Origin of the sequence: Streptomyces sp. NPDC006655, assembly GCF_040703965.1 — a bacterium.
Lineage (GTDB): Bacteria > Actinomycetota > Actinomycetes > Streptomycetales > Streptomycetaceae > Streptomyces.
In genome coordinates this window covers 1-15,562 of record NZ_JBEYJU010000061.1, presented here as the reverse complement: position 1 = coordinate 15,562, position 15,562 = coordinate 1, and the positions used below count along the sequence as shown (strand labels likewise).

Below are 15,562 nucleotides of genomic sequence, written 5' to 3'. Positions count from 1 at the left end.
CCCCCGCGCCCCCGCACCCGGCGCGCTACGCCACCGCCTCCGGCACGGCTACCGCACGTCGCGACTCCGCCCGCGCGAGCCGCCAGGCGCCGCCCGCCACCACGGTCCCGGTCAGGAACAGCACGGTGAACCACCGGAAGTACCAGTGCCCCCCGGCCGGGTCGTACACCGCGCCCCGGGGCCACGCCAGGTTCACCGCCATCGCCAGCCCCCACACCAGCGCCACCGCGTTCACCGGCACCCCCCACCGTCCCAGCGAGAACAACGGCGCCCCGGTCTCGTCCGCCCCCGCGGCCCGGAACTCCCCGCGCAGCCGCCGCACCAGCAGCGGCCCGGTGACCATCGCGTACGCCAGGTACAGCAGCACGATGCACGTCGTCCCGATCGCGAGGAACGCGTCCGGCGAGGCGAAGTCGAGCAGCAGCAGTACGGCGGCCAGCACCCCCACCACGACGGCCGGCGCCCCCGGCATGCCGGTACGGGGATTCACCCGGGCCAGCCGGGAGGCGAACGGGAGCTGCCCGTCCCGTGCCATGGAGAACAGCATCCGGGAGGCCGCGGTCTGGATCGCCAGCGTCGCCACCGCGATCGCCACCACCACGTCGGCCAGCAGCACCCGACCGACACCGTCCCCGAGGCTGCTGGTCAGGACGTAGCTCAGCCCGTCGACGCCCAGGTGCCCGTCGGTCAGGCTGGGCGCGGCCAGCAGGCCGCCGAGGATGACCAGGCCGCCGAGCAGGCCCGCCGCGGACAACGCGGTGAGGATCGTCCGCGGCGCCGTCCGCCGCGGCTGGTGCGTCTCCTCGCTCATCTCGCCGGCGCTGTCGAATCCGATCATGACGTAGGCGGCCGTGAACGAACCGACCAGCAACGCGCCGAGCAGACCGCCCTCGGCGGCCGTCCCGGTGTGGAAGGTGATGCCGGGGGAGCGCCTGGAGTGGGTGAGCAGCAGGACGACGATCAGCACCGCGCCGATGATCTCGGCGGTCACCCCGACCCGGTTGATCACGGACATCACCCGGTTGTCCAGGATGTTCACCAGGGTGGTGAGCACCAGCAGGACGACGCCCAGGACGGCCGCGTTGGCGGCGCCGTCGGGTGAGGTCGGCGTGGGGTCGGTGCCGATCAGCTGGAAGCCCGACCAGAGCGCGGGCAGCACCATCTGCAGGGCGAGCGCGGCCGCCGCGACCACCACGATCTGTCCGATCACCATGATCCAGCCGGCGAACCAGCCGAAGGACGGGTTCGACAGGCGTGAGGACCACTGGTAGATCGCACCGGAGAGGGGATAGCGCCCGGCGAGCTCGGCGAAGCAGGCGGCCACCAGCAGCTGGCCGACCAGCACGGCAGGCCAGGCCCAGAAGAAGACCGGGCCGCCGAAGGCGTACCCGAAGGCGAAGAACTGGAAGACGGTCGTCAGTACGGAGATGAAGGAGAACCCGGCGGCGAAGGAGGCGTACCGGCCGAGGCTGCGGTGCAGCTCCTGGCGGTAGCCGAACTCCTCCAGGGAGTGGTCGGCGGTCGTTTTCAGCGAGCGGTCGTCGGTCGTCGTCACGGCGGTACCTGCCTGTCAGGCGGACTTCCTGTCGAGCGACAGAAATTAGGGACGAGCTGTTTCGGCCGCGTCACACCGGCGTGTCCGGGGCGGGCCCAAGTCCTCACGCTCTTGCGAGGACCGCTCGAACGCGATACATCGTGTGCATTGACGGAGTGTGGGAGTCGCGATATGTTCGGTGGCGGATATTCAGACCGCGGATATTCCGTCCATGGGCTCGGTGACGAGAAAGGGGGGTGAGGGTCGATGGCTGCCAAGCGCCGCAAACTGTCCAATCCCCTGGCGCTCGCCGTGATGGTGCTGCTCGTCGAGCGGCCCATGCACCCGTACGAGATCGCCCAGACCTTGCGCAGTCGCGGGAAGGACGCCAGCCTGAAGATCAACTACGGCTCGCTCTACACCGTGGTGCAGAACCTGGAGAAACACGGCTTCGTCGAGGTGACGGACGTGGAGCGGCAGGGCAACCGCCCCGAGCGCACGCTCTACGGCATCACCGACGCGGGGCGCGTGGAGACGGTCGAGTGGCTCTCGGACCTGGTCGCCGTACCGGCCAAGGAGTACCCCGTGTTCGAGGCGGCGCTGTCGCTGCTGGGGGCGCTCCCGCCCGACGAGGTGGCCCGGCTGCTCGAGGAGCGGCTGAAAGTCCTCGACGTGCAGGCCGCGAGCGCGCGCGGGGGCCTCGAGAAGCTGCGTGAGACCCTGCCCCGGCTCTTCGTGATCGAGGCCGAGTACCAGGTGCACATGGTGGAGGCGGAGGCCGAGTGGGTGCGCGGCTTCCTGGCGGAGCTGACGGAGGGCAGCTTCCCGGGCGTCGTCGACTGGCGGCACTTCCACGAGACGGGGGAGATCCCCGACGAATACCTCAGGCTGGAGGCCGAATTCGAGCAGAAGCCGAACTGACGGAGCAGACCCCGGCTGAGCTGTTGCAGCAGCCCGGCCGGGGTCTCGAACCCCGAACCGAACCCGCCGTGCGGCGGCTCCGGGCCATCGAGGTGCGGCACACCCAGGATAGCCCGGTGCTCATCGTGCGGATCAGTCGTGAAGTCCCACGCATCCTCAGGAGAGCAGTCGACATGAGCACCCGTGCGCCCGCAGTGCAGGCGCGCCAGTTGATCAAGACCTATCCCGGCGACGTCACCGCCCTGAACGGCCTGGACGTCACCGTCGAACCCGGCACCGTCTTCGGGCTCCTCGGGCCCAACGGCGCAGGAAAGTCGACCACCGTCAAGATCCTCACCACCCTGGCCCGACCCGACTCGGGCACCGCCACCGTGGCCGGCCACGACGTGCTGCGCCACCCGGGCCGGGTGCGCCGTGCGATCGGCGTGGTCGCCCAGAACTCCGGCGCCGACCCGGTCGCCACCGGCCGGGAGAACCTGGCTCTCCAGGGCAGGCTCTACGGTCTGCGCGGCGCCGCCCTCGACCGCCGAGTCGACGAACTGCTGGCCCGCTTCAGCCTCACCGAGGCCGCCGGCCGCCCGGTCAAGGGCTACTCCGGAGGCATGCGGCGCCGTCTCGACGTGGCCCTCGGCCTGGTCCACCGCCCCGAGGTGCTCTTCCTCGACGAGCCCACCACCGGTCTCGACCCGGAGGCCCGCACCGCGATGTGGGACGAGATCGGCCGGCTGGCCGGTGAGGAGGGCCTGACGATCCTGCTCACCACGCACTATCTGGAGGAGGCCGACCGGCTCGCCGAGCGGATCGCGATCGTCGACCGCGGCCGGGTCGTGGTCGAGGGCACCCCCGACTCCCTCAAGGGCGAACTGCGGGGCGACGCCGTGCATGTGGAACTGCGCGAGGCGCCCGGGGAGGCCGGTCGTACCCTGCTCGCGACCGCGCTGACCGGTCTTCCGGGCGTGCGCGAGGCGCTGTTCGACGGGCGCCGGATCAGCGCGCGCGCCGACGACGGGGCCGCCGCCGTGCCCGCGCTGCTCGCCGCACTGGAGCGGGCCGGGGTGACCGTGGTGGCCGCGACGGTCGCCCGGCCGTCTCTCGACGACGTCTATCTGCGCTACGCGGGCCGCCGGTACGCGGAGGCCGACGGTGCCTTCGACGCGCTCGCCCTGACCGGAGGTGCCCGATGAGCAACGCCGTCTCCCAGACCTGGTACATGGCGCAGCGTCAGCTCCTGGTCTTCGCCCGCCAGCCCGCGTACGCGGTCATCACCCTGATCCAGCCCGTGATCTGGCTGTTCCTGTTCGGCAACCTCTTCAAGAAGGTCGTCGAGCTGGGCGGCTTCGGCACCACCTCCTACCTCGACTACCTGGTGCCGGGCGTGGTGGTGATGAGCGCCCTCAGCTCCAACATGTGGGCCGGGATGGGGACGCTGGAGGAGATCCAGCGCGGCACCCTGAACCGCTTCCTGACCACCCCGGTCAGCAGGGCCGCGCTGATGAACGGCAACGTGGTGAACAACGGCCTGGTCACCGCCGGCCAGTCACTGATCATCGTGCTGCTCGGGCTGCTGGGCGGCGCGGACTACCCGGGCGGGGTCGCGGGCATCGTGGTCCTGGTGGTGGCCGCCGTCCTGCTCGGCACGGTCTTCGGCGCGCTGTCCAACGCGCTCGGCATGCTGGTGCGCGAGCGGGAGTCGATCATCGGGATCAACACCTTCCTGCTCCTCCCGCTGACCTTTCTGTCCAGCGCGTTCATGGCGCCGTCCCAGATGCCCGGCTGGATGCGGCACATAGCCGACTTCAACCCGCTCAACTGGGCCATGGTGGCCGGCCGTTCGGCGATGTCGGCGGACCCGGACTGGGGTGCGGTGCTCGGCCGGGGCGGGGCGCTGCTGGCGCTGGCGGTCGCGGCGGTGTGGCTGTCGATCAGGACGTTCAGGTCCTACCAGCGTTCCGTGTGACGGCGTTCCGTGTGACGGGGTTCCGTGTGACGGGGTTCAGTGGGGCGCGCCGCCCGGTTTCCGGGTGACGGCGCCCCATGGAACCCGGGGGACCCCGGGCCTCTTCTCAGGCCGCGGCCGCGCCGCCCTCCTGCTCCGCCTCGATGCGGGCGTTCCAGTCACGCTTGGAGGCCTGCCAGCCGTCCTCGTTGTGGCCGAGGCGCCAGTAGCCGGAGATCGACAGGTCGTCGCGCGGGATCTGGTGCTCGACCCTCAGCAGGGCCCGCAGTTCCTTCACGAAGCCGGCCTCGCCGTGGACGAAGGCGTGCACCCGGCCCTCCGGGAACTCCAGCGCCCGTACGGCCGCGACCAGGGCCTCACCGACCGGCCGCTCGCCCCGGTGCAGCCAGACGACCGCCACGTCCGAGTCGATCTTCTGCTCCTCCTCGGGACCGGACACCTCGACGAAGGCGAAGGCGCGGGAGCCGGCGGGCAGGGACTCCAGGGAGCGGGCGATCGCGGGCAGCGCGCTCTCGTCACCGGCCAGCAGATGCCAGTCGGCGTCCGCGGCGGGGGCGTAGGCGCCGCCGGGGCCCATGAAGCGCACGGTCTCGCCGGGCTGTACCCGGCAGGCCCAGGGCCCGGCCAGGCCCTCGTCGCCGTGCACGACGAAGTCCAGGGTCAGTTCCCGGAGTTCTGGGTTCCAGGAGCGCACCGTGTAGGTACGGGTCACCGGCCACTGCTCCCGCGGGTATTCCGCGCGGATCTGCTCAAGGTCGAAGGGGTCCGGGTAGGTGACGCCCTCAGGTCCGAAGAGGAGTTTCACGTAGTGGTCGGTGCAGGTGTCCGCGGCGAAGCCGGCCAGTCCCTCGCCGCCGAGGACCACGCGCTGCATGTGCGGGGTCAGTCGCTCGGTACGCACGACCTGGGCGGATTGCGGCTTGCGCGGCTTACGTCCCGGGCGCTCTGCCATGACCGGCCTCCTGCTCCAATGGTTAGGGTTACCTAAGTTAGCATCCCTTTCCTGGTTGACACCTCTTCCATGAACACGTGAGGAGCGTGTTTTACCGGTGTTTTGCCGGGAAACTTCTCCACTTCACGCTTCCAGTGTCGTCAGCAGGCGATTCAGTGAACCGCCCAGACCCCAGCGGGTCGCCAGGACGTTCAACTGCCTCGGGTCGCGCGGGGCTTTCGGCAGTGTGATGTCGACCTCCGGCAACGGCACGTCACCGGCGACCCGGACCACCTTCGGTGCCACCGCGACATAGGGCCGCGCCTCGTCCAGCCGCTTGCGCTGCGACGGCGTGAGCTTCGCCTTCGGATCGTCGACCGCCGCCATGATCCCGGCCAGGTCGCCGAACTCGGCGATCAGCTTCGCCGCGGTCTTCTCGCCGATGCCCGGCACGCCCGGCAGACCGTCGCTCGGGTCACCGCGCAGCAGTGCCAGATCCGCGTACCCCGGTCCGTCCACCCCATACTTCTCGCGCAGCCACGCCTCGTCGGTGGTCTGCAGGGTGCCGACACCCTTGAGCGGGTACAGCACCCGCACCCCGCGCTCGTCGTCCACCAGCTGGTAGAGGTCGCGGTCGCCGGTGACGATGTCGACCGGGCCGTCGGCGCGTGCGGTGAACGTGCCGATCACGTCGTCCGCCTCGTAGCCGGCGACGCCCACCCGGGCGATGCCGAGCGCGTCCAGCACCTCCTCGATGACCGGCACCTGAGGGGAGAGCGTGTCCGGTACCTCTTCCTCGTCCGGGCCGGACTCGTGCTCCACGGCGACCCGGTGCGCCTTGTAGGAGGGGATCAGGTCCACCCGCCACTGCGGCCGCCAGTCGGCGTCCATGCAGGCCACCAGCAGGTCCGGGCGGTGGTCCTTGACCAGCCGGTCGATGAAGTCCAGCAGCCCGCGCACGGCGTTCACCGGGGTGCCGTCCGGCGCCTTCACGGAGTCCGGGACGCCGAAGTAGGCGCGGAAGTACAGCGAGGCGGTGTCGAGAAGCATCAGTCGTGCGGTCACGCCACGCATCATGCCGTACCCCGCCGACACCGCCGGGGCGCGCCGACCGGCCCGCGCCCGCGTCCACGAAAAGGATCCGGCCAACCACGCAGCGCAACAGTGCTGCCCAGGCCTCGGCCTGCGCCGCCGACACCGGGAACACCGCCGACCGCTCCCGCATTGAACCCGAGTGGCGTCCCCGCGGTCGGGCCGGCCGTCCGCCCCGCCCGCCACCGGCCGCAGCGGGCCCCTCGCGGGTGGTCCGGCCGTGCCGGTCGCCGGTCCCGACGGGCGTCCGCCGCTCCTGGTCAGCGTGTTCGTCCCGCGGGGCGGGCCGCGCCCGGCGCGGTCCGGGGGACCGCGCGCACTGGCGTGAACCGTGAGGGTGGTACCGACCGGACGTGACAGGGATGTGACGCCCGCCTGAAACGGTTTGCCGAACATGCGTAGGGTGCAGAGAACCCCTCGGGGAGGGGCCGGCCGAAGCCGGGAGACCCGGAAGACGGACGACGAGCGAAGGAGGGAGCCGGAGCGATGGGCGACCACAAGGACCAGCAGCCCGTGCGGGTGGGCGCGGCAGTCCGGCGGCGCCGCCGTGCGCTGGAGCTCACCCTCGCCGTCGTGGCCGAGCGCAGCGGCCTGTCGGTGCCCTTCCTGAGCCAGATCGAGAACGACCGGGCCCGGCCCAGCCGCACCTCCCTGGAGAAGGTCGCCGACGCCCTGCGCACCACGGCCGTCGAACTCCTCGCCGCGGCCGATCCGGCGTGCAGTGTGGACCTCGTGCGCTCCGACGCCGCCGAGCCGGACTTCGCACCCAGGGTGCGTTCGCTGGTCCGCGGCCACCATCAGCTGCACGCTTCCGAGTTCACCGGCGACCACGACGCCGGCCGTGAGTTCCAGCACCGCAACGACGAGTTGATGTACGTCGCCGACGGCGCGGTGGAGATCGAGGCAGAGGGACGCGCCTACCGCCTCGGCCGCGGTGACACCCTCTACCTCACCGGCGGAGTCCGCCACCGGTGGCGCGCCACGGTCCCCGACACCAGGGTCGTCGTCGTCGCGGTGGCGGAACACATCGAGGCGGTCCAGGATCGCTCGCGCTGACGCTCCCCGGACGGTCTGCCTGGTCCCCTCCCTCACCGAGGCGATCGCCGAGACCGACCGAGGGGTGCTCGTCGGCGCCACCGACTGGTGCACCCACCCGGCGGACCTCGACGTCCCCCGGGTCGGCGGCACCAAGAACCCCGCCCTCGACCGCGTCCTGGCCCTCGCCCCCGACCTGGTGGTCGCCAACGAGGAGGAGAACCGCGCACCCGACCTGGACGCCCTGCGCACCGCCGGCGTGGAGGTACTGGTCACCAGGGTGCGGAACGTACCGGAGGCATTCCGGGAACTGCCCCGGGTGCTGGCCGCGTGCGGGGTGGGTGACCGCCCCCGCTGGCTGGACGAGGCGGAGGCGGCCTGGGCCGCGCCGCCGCCCGCCGGACCGGCCGCGACGACCGCGGTCGTACCGGTCTGGCGGCGCCCGTGGATGGTCCTCGGCCGGGACACCTTCGCCGGTGACGTACTGGCACGGCTGGGGGTACGGAACCTCTTCGCGGCCCACCCCGAGCGGTACCCGCGCGTCCCGCTCCCGGACCTGATCGGCACCTCCCCGGACCTGGTGGTCCTCCCCGACGAGCCCTACCGCTTCAGCGCCGACGACGGGCCGGAGGCCTTCGGCGGGCTGCCCTGCGCGCTGGTCAGCGGCCGGCACCTGACGTGGTACGGCCCGTCACTGGCGACGGCGCCACGGGTGCTGGGTGAGGCCCTGCGAGCAGCTCGCCGCTGAGCAGCCCGCGCACGGTGCCGCAGGCGGCCACGAGCCAGCCGGTGACGAGGAGGCCGTACAGACCCGCCGCGAGCCAGTCGTACACGGCGAGCCCGGTGTGCCGGCCCAGGGCGGCGGCGCCGGTGACACACGTGCCCACCGGGAAGGTGAAGGCCCACCACGTCATGGCGAACCGCATGCCGTGCCGACGGGCCCGCACCAGGTGGGTGACGGCGAGTGCCAGCCACAGCAGCGCGAAGCCCATGACGGGCACGCCGTACACCACGGCGAGCACGCCGAAGCCGGTGGCGGTGGCGGCGGGTACGACTCCTGGCGCGAGGTCCGCGAAGGCACCCACCGCGGTGGTCGACTGCCCGAGCGGGCCCAGCACCAGGAAGAGCGCCGGGGTGAGCGCGAGGGGCAGCGGACCGCCGGTCACCAGCCGGGCGAAGACGAGGGTCAGCATCAGCAGCGTGGCCAGCAGACTCAGCCCGAACAGCGCGAAGCAGCCGTAGAGCAGGGTCGCGCGCGGCTGTCCGGGCGGCAGGTACGGGACCAGCCGGGGCCCCAGCGCCGCCGACACCATCGGTGCGACCAGCGGCAGCAGCCACACCGGGGAGGCCTGCCCCGGTTCGACCCGGTGCCGTACGGCCATCAGGTACGGCACGGCGACGGCCGCCGCGAGCCCGACCGTCGTACCGGCGACGAACAGCACGCAGTCCAGTACGACGGCGGCCGGCTCGCCGATCCAGTCCCGGCCGAGGGCGAGGGCACCCCCGCCGACGGCGAGCAGGGCCATGGACAGGCAGCCGTAGAAGGGGGCCGCGGCGGGGTCCCGGAGGTGGGCGCGCGCCTGGTCGCCGTGGCGGGTCCAGTGCAGGGCACGGGCGGCCAGCAGGACCACCAGTTGCAGCAGGGACAACGCCCAGATGCCGACGAACAGCGCACGCGAGCCGCCGGTGGTGAGCGTGCCACCGCCGACGGCGAGGGCGGCGGTGCCCATCACGGGGGCGTACCAGTGGGGGCCCAGATGGCGGACTGCGGTGACCATGGGACCACGCTCCCGCCGGCCCGGGCCCACCACCAGGGACTCCGTCCCTATGGGGGCATAAGCTGGTCTTATGAGCGAGACGGAGGAGCGGACGGGCGGCGGCACGCTGGCGCACCGGGTGCCGGACCTCGGCGCGCTGGAGCTGCTGCTCGCGGTGGCCCGGCTGGGCAGCCTGGGGGCGGCGGCGCGGGAGGTCGGCATCAGCCAGCCCGCGGCCAGCAGCCGGATCCGCTCCATGGAACGGCAGCTGGGCGTGGCCCTCGTCGACCGCTCACCGCGCGGCTCCCGGCTCACGGACGCGGGGGCGCTGGTGACCGACTGGGCGCGCCGGGTGGTGGAGGCGGCCGAGGCGTTCGACGCGGGGGCGCAGGCGCTGCGGGACCGGCGGGACTCACGGCTGCGGGTCGCGGCGAGCATGACGATCGCCGAGTACCTGCTGCCGGGCTGGCTGCTCGCGCTGCGCGCCCAGCGTCCCGACACGGCGGTGTCCCTGCTCGCGGGCAACTCGGCGGCGGTCGCGGAGCGGCTGCTCGCGGGCGAGGCGGACCTGGGGTTCGTGGAGGGGCTGACCGTCCCGCAGGGGCTGGACTCGACGGTGATAGCCCACGACCGTCTGATCGTCGTGGTCGCCCCCGCCCATCCCTGGGCCCGCCGTCGACGCCCGCTGGCCGCGGCGGAACTGGCGGCGACCCCGCTGATCCTCCGCGAACGCGGTTCCGGCACCCGTCAGGTCCTCGACGCGGCCCTTGGCGGCCTGGCCCGTCCGCTGATCGAGCTGTCCTCGACGACGGCGGTGAAGGCGTCGGCGGTCAGCGGCGCGGGCCCGGCGGTCCTGAGCGAGCTCGCGGTGGGCGAGGAACTGGCGATGCGGCGGCTGCTGGGCATCCCGGTGGAGGGAGTGGCGCTGCGCCGTGACCTGCGGGCGGTATGGCCGACGGGCCACCGCCCGGCGGGCCCGGCCCGAGAACTGCTCTCCCTCACCCGCGGCTGACCACGCCGGCCCGGCACCCGCCGCGGCAGTGCCGGCCCGCGCCGCCCGGCCCCCGGCCTGCGCCCGTGCCGGCGTGCGCAGGAGGGACGCGGCGTTGGGCCGGCTCAGGTCGCGGCGGTGACCAGGGCCCGCATCACGCGCAGGTCCTCACCCATCTCCGGATGCCACTGCACCCCGAGGACCCAGCCGCGTCCGGCGGGCAGCTCGATCGCCTCGGTCGTGCCGTCGTCCGTCGCGTGGGCCGAGGCCACGAGGCCCGCCCCGAGGCGGTCCACCGCCTGGTGGTGGAAGGTGGGGACCGAGGTCTCCTCCGGGACGGCCGCGGCGTACAGCGTGCCGGGGACCGGCTTGACCGGGTGCCGGCCGAAGACGCCGGGTGTCTGGGCGTGGCCGTCGATGTGCTGGACGAGGGTGCCGCCCAGGGCGACGTTCAGGAGCTGCATGCCCCGGCAGATCCCGAGGAGCGGGACCCGCGCCGTCAGGGCCGCGTCGATCAGGGCCAGTTCCCAGGCGTCCCGGGGGCGGTCGGGGCGGCCGGTGCGGGGGCCGGGCTCGGCGCCGTAGCGGACCGGTTCCACGTCCGGGCCGCCCGCGATCACCAGGCCGTCCAGCCGGGCCACCGCCGCCGCCGCGTGCTCGGGGGCGTCCGGGGGAAGCATCGCCGCCAGCCCGCCCGCCCGCTGCACCAGGCGCGGATAGCCGGCCGGCAGCAGGGCCGCCTCCAGCTCCCAGACACCCCAGCGCGTGCCGGCCTCCAGATATGTGCTCACGCCGATCAGCGGCCGTCCGGACATGGGCCCCTCCCGAGTCGTAAAGGTTTACCCGCACACCTTTATGTGCACCCCTTTATGACATGCCGGTCGGGCCTCACGCCAGGAAACCCCGCAGCAGCGCCGCCGTCCCCGCGCAGTGCTCCCGCATCATCTCCCGGGCGCCGTCGGCGTCCCCGTCCAGCACCGCCTCCACGAGCGCGATGTGCTGGCGCTGCGAGTGCTCCAGGTTGCGGACCAGCAGCGGGATGCAGTCCAGCAGGTCGTTGACGGTCGCCCGGACGGCCGCGTACTGGGCGGTCAGGGAGGGTGAGCCGCACAGCTCGGCGATCGTCAGGTGCAGCAGCGTGTCCAGGCGTCGGTAGTCCGCGAGGGGTGCCTCATGGGTACGGGCCAGGGCCTCCCGGAGGCGGTGCGCCTGGTCGGCGGGCAGGCCGTGCGACGCGCACAGCCCGGCCGCGCCCACCTCCAGCACCTCGCGGAACCGCAGCACGTCCTCGATGTCGACCTCGGCGATCCGGCGCCGCAGTTCGTCCTCGCCACCGGCGTCCGCGCGCGGCAGCACGAACGTGCCGCCGTACCGCCCCCGCCGGGACTCCACCAGACCCTGGTCCTGGAGCACCTTCAGCACCTCGCGCAGCGTCACCCGGCTGATGCCGAGGCGCTCCGCCAACTCCCGCTCGGCGGGCAGCCGTTCGCCGCCCGGGACCAGCCCGAGACGCACGACCTGGAGGATCTGCTCCAGCGCCTCCTCGAAGCCGTTGCCCGCCCGTACCGGCCGCAGCACCGGCGTCAACGGGTCGTCGAGGGCGCCGTCCGCGTCCGGCGACATAGGGTCGTACCCCCTTCCCAAGCAATGGTTCTCACCCATACCTTAGAGCTCCCGGACCGGCCGCAGCAGTGCAGCACCGTCGTGACAGACGCCGAAGGAGCACCCCCCGTGGCAGACCGCACACCCCCGCTGAGCGTCGAGGAGCTGCACACCCTCGTCGCGGGCGGTGAGATCGACACTGTCGTCCTTGCCTTCCCCGACATGCAAGGGCGCCTCCAGGGAAAGCGGTTCGCCGCCCGGTTCTTCCTCGACGAGGTCCTCCACCACGGCACCGAGGGCTGCAACTACCTCCTCGCCGTCGACACCGAGATGAACACCGTCGACGGCTACGCCATGTCCTCCTGGGACCGCGGCTACGGCGACTTCGCCATGCACCCCGACCTCGCCACCCTCCGCCGCGTGCCCTGGAACGCGGGCACCGCGATGCTCGTCGCCGACCTCGCCTGGAACGACGGCTCCCCGGTCGCCGCCGCGCCCCGCCAGATCCTCCGCCGCCAGCTGGAGCGCCTCGCCGAACTCGGCTACACCGCACAGGTCGGTACGGAGCTGGAGTTCATCGTGTTCAAGGACACCTACGAGGCGGCCTGGGACGCGAACTACCGCGGGCTGACCCCGGCCAACCAGTACAACATCGACTATTCGGTGCTGGGGACCGGGCGGATCGAGCCCCTGCTGCGCCGCATCCGCAACGAGATGGCGCAGGCCGGGCTGACCGTCGAGTCCGCCAAGGGCGAGTGCAACCCCGGACAGCACGAGATCGCCTTCCGCTACGACGAGGCCCTGGTCACCTGCGACCAGCACGCCGTCTACAAGACCGGCGCCAAGGAGATCGCCGCCCAGGAGGGCGTCTCCCTCACCTTCATGGCCAAGTACAACGAGCGCGAGGGCAACTCCTGCCACATCCACCTGTCGCTGACGGACGCGGACGGCCGCAACGTGTTCGCCGACGGGCAGGGCATGTCCGAGGTGATGCGGCACTTCCTCGCCGGACAGCTCGCCGCCCTCCGCGACTTCTCCCTCCTCTACGCCCCCAACATCAACAGCTACAAGCGGTTCCAGCCGGGCTCCTTCGCCCCGACGGCGGTCGCCTGGGGCCACGACAACCGCACCTGCGCGCTCAGGGTCGTCGGCCACGGCCGATCGCTGCGCTTCGAGAACCGGCTGCCCGGCGGCGACGTCAACCCGCACCTCGCCGTCGCCGGGCTGGTCGCGGCCGGGCTCCACGGCATCGAGCGGAAACTCGAGCTCCCCGAGCCCTGCCCCGGCAACGCCTACGCCGCCGACTTCGCCCACGTCCCCACCACCCTCCGCGAGGCCGCCGAACTCTGGGAGAACAGCCCCGTCGCCAAGGCGGCCTTCGGCGACGAGGTCGTCGCGCACTACCGCAACATGGCCCGCGTCGAACTGGAGGCCTTCGACGCCGCGGTGACCGACTGGGAACTGCGCCGCTCCTTCGAACGCATGTGAGGCACCACGTGTCGCAACAGTACGAACTCGACGTCCTCAACCCGGCCACCGAGGAGGTGGTCGCCACCGTCCCAGGAGCCACGGCGCAGGACATCGACACCGCCGTACGGCGGGCCGCGCGGGCCCAGGAGCGCTGGGCCGCGCTCGCCCCCGGCGAACGGGCCCGGCTGCTGCGCCGGTTCGCCGTCGTGGTGGACGAACACCGCGAGGAACTGGCCCGGCTGGAGGTCCGGGAGGCCGGTCACACCCTCGGCAACGCCCGCTGGGAGGCCGGCAACGTCCGTGACCTGCTCGACTACGCGGCCGGGGGAGTGGAACGGCTGACCGGCCGGCAGATCCCGGTCGCCGGCGGCCTCGACGTCACGCTGCTCGAACCCCTGGGGGTCGTCGGCGTCATCGCCCCCTGGAACTTCCCCATGCCCATCGCGGCCTGGGGCACCGCCCCGGCCCTCGCCGCCGGCAACGCGGTGCTCCTCAAGCCCGCCGAGACGACCCCGCTCACCGCCCTCCGCCTCGCCGAACTCGCCCTGGCGGCAGGGCTCCCGGAAGACCTCCTCCAGGTACTCCCCGGCCGCGGCGACATCGCGGGCGACGCCCTGGTCCGCCACCCCGGCGTCGCCAAGATCGTGTTCACCGGTTCCACCCGGGTCGGCAGGCGCATCATGGCGCTCTGCGCCGACCAGGTGAAGCGCGTCACCCTCGAACTCGGCGGCAAGAGCCCCAACATCGTCTTCGCCGACGCCGACGTCGAGGCCGCCGCGGCCGCCGCCCCGATGTCCTTCCTGGACAACTCCGGGCAGGACTGCTGCGCCCGCACCCGCATCCTCGTCCAACGGTCCGTCCACGACCGCTTCCTGGCCCTGCTCGCCCCCGCGATCGAGTCCGTCATCGTGGGCGATCCGGCGGACGAGAAGACCGACATGGGCCCGCTGATCTCCAAGTCGCAGCTGGAACGCGTCCGTTCGTACGTCGACGCGGACGCGCCGGGCATCCGGGGCAAGGCCCCCGAGGGCCCCGGCTTCTGGTTCCCGCCCACCGTCCTCACCGGCGTCGACCCGCACGCGCGCGTGGCCGTCGAGGAGGTCTTCGGACCGGTCGCCGTGGTCGTCCCGTTCGACGACGAGGCCGACGCGATCCGGCTCGCCAACGACACCGAGTACGGCCTCTCCGGCTCGATCTGGACCCGGGACGTGGGCCGCGCGCTGCGCGTCTCGGGGGCCGTCAAGGCCGGCAACCTGTCCGTCAACTCCCACTCCAGCGTCCGCTACTGGACCCCCTTCGGCGGCTTCAGGCAGTCGGGGATCGGCCGCGAACTCGGCCCGGACGCGCTCGCCGCCTTCACCGAGACCAAGAACGTCTTCATCAGCATGGAGGGCCCCGCACAGTGACCGCATCCACCGAAGAGATCGTCTGCCGCCGGCTCGTCGGCCGTACCGCCGTCATCACCGGCGCCGGCAGCGGCATCGGCCTCGCCACCGCCCGGCGGCTGGCCTCCGAGGGCGCCCACGTCGTCTGCGGCGACGTCGACGAGACCCGCGGCAAGGCCGCGGCCGAGGAGGTCGGCGGAACCTTCGTCAAGGTCGACGTCACCGACCCCGAACAGGTCGAGGCCCTGTTCCGGACGGCCTACGAGACCTACGGAAGCGTCGACATCGCCTTCAACAACGCCGGCATCTCGCCACCCGACGACGACTCCATCCTGGAGACCGGCCTGGAGGCCTGGAAGCGCGTCCAGGAGGTCAACCTCACCTCCGTCTACCTCTGCTGCAAGGCCGCCATCCCCTACATGCGGCGGCAGGGCAAGGGCTCCATCATCAACACGGCGTCCTTCGTGGCCCGGATGGGCGCGGCCACCTCGCAGATCTCGTACACCGCCTCCAAGGGCGGGGTGCTGGCCATGTCCCGTGAACTGGGTGTGCAGTTCGCCCGCGAGGGCATCCGCGTCAACGCCCTGTGCCCCGGACCGGTCAACACCCCGCTGCTCCAGGAGCTGTTCGCCAAGGACCCCGAGCGGGCCGCCCGCCGGCTGGTGCACATTCCCGTGGGCCGGTTCGCCGAGGCCGAGGAGATCGCCGCCGCCGTCGCCTTCCTGGCCAGCGACGACTCCTCGTTCGTCAACGCCAGCGACTTCCTGGTGGACGGCGGGATCTCCGGGGCGTACGTCACGCCCCTCTAGGGCCCTTCTGATGGATCTCCGCGGCGTCGCGACGCCCGGCACGCACGCTCGACGCACGGGGTGGCGGGCCAGGTGGCT

Annotated in this window: 15 protein-coding genes; 9 read left to right on the top strand and 6 right to left on the bottom strand. The window is 72.5% G+C overall.

Going from position 1 to position 15,562, the window contains the following annotated elements; genetic code table 11:
• Nucleotides 1-25 precede the first annotated feature (25 nt).
• The gene (locus tag AB0958_RS29535) at nucleotides 26-1,555 is read right to left on the bottom strand and encodes an amino acid permease (RefSeq protein WP_366893526.1); all 1,530 of its coding nucleotides are present in this window, start codon (nucleotides 1,553-1,555) and stop codon (nucleotides 26-28) included.
• 246 nt (nucleotides 1,556-1,801) lie between these two features.
• Here AB0958_RS29535 and AB0958_RS29530 point away from each other — a divergent pair, with 246 nt between their 5' ends.
• The 3 genes from AB0958_RS29530 to AB0958_RS29520 all read left to right on the top strand — a co-directional run bounded on the left by AB0958_RS29530 (nucleotide 1,802) and on the right by AB0958_RS29520 (nucleotide 4,412).
• Complete coding sequence (locus AB0958_RS29530) at nucleotides 1,802-2,455, top strand: PadR family transcriptional regulator (protein WP_366893525.1); 654 nt, start codon at nucleotides 1,802-1,804, stop codon at nucleotides 2,453-2,455.
• Nucleotides 2,456-2,628: 173 nt separating this feature from the next.
• Entirely contained in the window at nucleotides 2,629-3,639 is a 1,011-nt protein-coding gene (locus AB0958_RS29525; RefSeq protein WP_366893524.1) for an ATP-binding cassette domain-containing protein, read from the top strand.
• A complete protein-coding gene (locus AB0958_RS29520; protein WP_366893523.1) occupies nucleotides 3,636-4,412 on the top strand; it encodes an ABC transporter permease in 777 nt (258 codons plus the stop codon). The genes AB0958_RS29525 and AB0958_RS29520 overlap by 4 nt, the downstream gene beginning before the upstream one ends.
• 106 nt (nucleotides 4,413-4,518) lie before the next feature.
• Here AB0958_RS29520 and AB0958_RS29515 read toward each other — a convergent pair whose 3' ends face one another.
• Together AB0958_RS29515 and AB0958_RS29510 are read right to left on the bottom strand one after the other, a co-directional pair.
• Nucleotides 4,519-5,364: a siderophore-interacting protein gene (locus tag AB0958_RS29515; protein ID WP_366893522.1), complete on the bottom strand. Its 846-nt coding sequence runs from the start codon at nucleotides 5,362-5,364 to the stop codon at nucleotides 4,519-4,521.
• A 123-nt stretch (nucleotides 5,365-5,487) separates the two neighbouring features.
• On the bottom strand, nucleotides 5,488-6,417 hold the full coding sequence (locus AB0958_RS29510) for a 5'-3' exonuclease (protein ID WP_366893556.1): 930 nt from the start codon (nucleotides 6,415-6,417) through the stop codon (nucleotides 5,488-5,490).
• Between the two features lie 504 nt (nucleotides 6,418-6,921).
• Between AB0958_RS29510 and AB0958_RS29505 the strand changes: the two genes are divergently transcribed.
• A complete protein-coding gene (locus AB0958_RS29505; protein ID WP_360511936.1) occupies nucleotides 6,922-7,491 on the top strand; it encodes an XRE family transcriptional regulator in 570 nt (189 codons plus the stop codon).
• Nucleotides 7,478-8,218 (top strand): helical backbone metal receptor, encoded by a 741-nt coding sequence (locus AB0958_RS29500; RefSeq protein WP_366893555.1) that lies wholly within the window; start codon nucleotides 7,478-7,480, stop codon nucleotides 8,216-8,218. The genes AB0958_RS29505 and AB0958_RS29500 overlap by 14 nt, the downstream gene beginning before the upstream one ends.
• Here AB0958_RS29500 and AB0958_RS29495 read toward each other — a convergent pair.
• Nucleotides 8,130-9,248, bottom strand: coding sequence for a TDT family transporter (locus AB0958_RS29495; protein WP_366893521.1), 1,119 nt, complete (start codon nucleotides 9,246-9,248; stop codon nucleotides 8,130-8,132). The two genes, AB0958_RS29500 and AB0958_RS29495, sit on opposite strands and share 89 nt — an antisense overlap.
• A 70-nt stretch (nucleotides 9,249-9,318) precedes the next feature.
• Here AB0958_RS29495 and AB0958_RS29490 point away from each other — a divergent pair, with 70 nt between their 5' ends.
• Nucleotides 9,319-10,239 (top strand): LysR family transcriptional regulator, encoded by a 921-nt coding sequence (locus tag AB0958_RS29490; RefSeq protein ID WP_366893520.1) that lies wholly within the window; start codon nucleotides 9,319-9,321, stop codon nucleotides 10,237-10,239.
• 104 nt (nucleotides 10,240-10,343) lie between these two features.
• Here the strand turns inward: AB0958_RS29490 and AB0958_RS29485 are convergent, their stop codons facing one another.
• Both AB0958_RS29485 and AB0958_RS29480 read right to left on the bottom strand, forming a co-directional pair.
• Nucleotides 10,344-11,033 (bottom strand): gamma-glutamyl-gamma-aminobutyrate hydrolase family protein, encoded by a 690-nt coding sequence (locus AB0958_RS29485; protein ID WP_366893519.1) that lies wholly within the window; start codon nucleotides 11,031-11,033, stop codon nucleotides 10,344-10,346.
• 73 nt (nucleotides 11,034-11,106) lie between these two features.
• Nucleotides 11,107-11,841: an FCD domain-containing protein gene (locus tag AB0958_RS29480; RefSeq protein ID WP_366893518.1), complete on the bottom strand. Its 735-nt coding sequence runs from the start codon at nucleotides 11,839-11,841 to the stop codon at nucleotides 11,107-11,109.
• A gap of 108 nt (nucleotides 11,842-11,949) precedes the next feature.
• Here AB0958_RS29480 and AB0958_RS29475 point away from each other — a divergent pair, with 108 nt between their 5' ends.
• The 3 genes from AB0958_RS29475 to AB0958_RS29465 are packed head-to-tail and all read left to right on the top strand — an operon-like array spanning nucleotide 11,950 to nucleotide 15,484.
• On the top strand, nucleotides 11,950-13,308 hold the full coding sequence (locus AB0958_RS29475; protein ID WP_366893517.1) for a glutamine synthetase family protein: 1,359 nt from the start codon (nucleotides 11,950-11,952) through the stop codon (nucleotides 13,306-13,308).
• A gap of 8 nt (nucleotides 13,309-13,316) precedes the next feature.
• Complete coding sequence (locus AB0958_RS29470) at nucleotides 13,317-14,696, top strand: aldehyde dehydrogenase family protein (RefSeq protein WP_366893516.1); 1,380 nt, start codon at nucleotides 13,317-13,319, stop codon at nucleotides 14,694-14,696.
• Entirely contained in the window at nucleotides 14,693-15,484 is a 792-nt protein-coding gene (locus AB0958_RS29465) for a 3-oxoacyl-ACP reductase (RefSeq protein ID WP_132889166.1), read from the top strand. The genes AB0958_RS29470 and AB0958_RS29465 overlap by 4 nt, the downstream gene beginning before the upstream one ends.
• The last annotated feature ends 78 nt before the right edge of the window (nucleotides 15,485-15,562 follow it).

Coding starts and splice junctions, on each gene's coding strand:
- AB0958_RS29530 (WP_366893525.1), top strand. CDS start 1,802: ATGGCTGCCAAGCGCCGCAAACTGTCCAATCCCCTGGCGCTCGCCGTG.
- AB0958_RS29510 (WP_366893556.1), bottom strand. CDS start 6,417: ATGCGTGGCGTGACCGCACGACTGATGCTTCTCGACACCGCCTCGCTG.
- AB0958_RS29490 (WP_366893520.1), top strand. CDS start 9,319: ATGAGCGAGACGGAGGAGCGGACGGGCGGCGGCACGCTGGCGCACCGG.
- AB0958_RS29485 (WP_366893519.1), bottom strand. CDS start 11,033: ATGTCCGGACGGCCGCTGATCGGCGTGAGCACATATCTGGAGGCCGGC.
- AB0958_RS29495 (WP_366893521.1), bottom strand. CDS start 9,248: ATGGTCACCGCAGTCCGCCATCTGGGCCCCCACTGGTACGCCCCCGTG.
- AB0958_RS29525 (WP_366893524.1), top strand. CDS start 2,629: ATGAGCACCCGTGCGCCCGCAGTGCAGGCGCGCCAGTTGATCAAGACC.
- AB0958_RS29515 (WP_366893522.1), bottom strand. CDS start 5,364: ATGGCAGAGCGCCCGGGACGTAAGCCGCGCAAGCCGCAATCCGCCCAG.
- AB0958_RS29520 (WP_366893523.1), top strand. CDS start 3,636: ATGAGCAACGCCGTCTCCCAGACCTGGTACATGGCGCAGCGTCAGCTC.
- AB0958_RS29480 (WP_366893518.1), bottom strand. CDS start 11,841: ATGTCGCCGGACGCGGACGGCGCCCTCGACGACCCGTTGACGCCGGTG.
- AB0958_RS29505 (WP_360511936.1), top strand. CDS start 6,922: ATGGGCGACCACAAGGACCAGCAGCCCGTGCGGGTGGGCGCGGCAGTC.